The organism is Piscirickettsia salmonis LF-89 = ATCC VR-1361 (assembly GCF_000297215.2).
Lineage (GTDB): Bacteria > Pseudomonadota > Gammaproteobacteria > Piscirickettsiales > Piscirickettsiaceae > Piscirickettsia > Piscirickettsia salmonis.
In genome coordinates this window covers 1-541 of sequence record NZ_AMFF02000246.1, presented here as the reverse complement: position 1 = coordinate 541, position 541 = coordinate 1, and the positions used below count along the sequence as shown (strand labels likewise).

Annotated in this window: 1 protein-coding gene; it reads right to left on the bottom strand. The window is 35.3% G+C overall.

Annotated features, from left to right (window positions below; all coding sequences use genetic code 11):
* Window positions 1-251, bottom strand: a 251-nt coding sequence (locus C200_RS13850; RefSeq protein ID WP_230383273.1) for an ATP-binding protein, incomplete at its 3' end; no start/stop codon positions are given.
* Window positions 252-541: the final 290 nt, after the last annotated feature.

Here is a 541-nt window from a genome sequence, read left to right as displayed (position 1 = left end):
GTCAGTGCGTAAGGTGAGTAACTAATGCTACTTGCATAGTGCTTAATTAGATAAATACCACGACCTCGTGACACGTCTTGATTAGGTATGCCTTTAAATTGATAGTTAGTTAAATCAAATTCAGATCCATTATCACAAAATAAAATAGAAATTTTTCCTTTATTATCGACAGAAAAATTAATAGTTATTTTGACATATAAATCAATATTAGCATTATTGTTAAAAATATTTTCAACAACTTCTTCAATCACCAAATTCAACTTTATATCAAGAATAGGCTCGCACAGCTCGCGACTTTCGGATGTCCGTGCTAACACCCGTCACTTTACCGCTTATTAACTCACATTAGTCTTGTTAGATCTGATCTAATCTTGTTATCCTGATTCGTTGTTTAATATGGTAATTTGTTCTCAATGGTTATCCAGCGGCAGAAAGGTGAAACCTATCAAATTCAATTCACACTGAAGCACGTACTTCAATATCGAAGTGCTTGGTGGAACTATCGCGCTAAACACGCTGATTCCACGTAAGCGTCGCTACC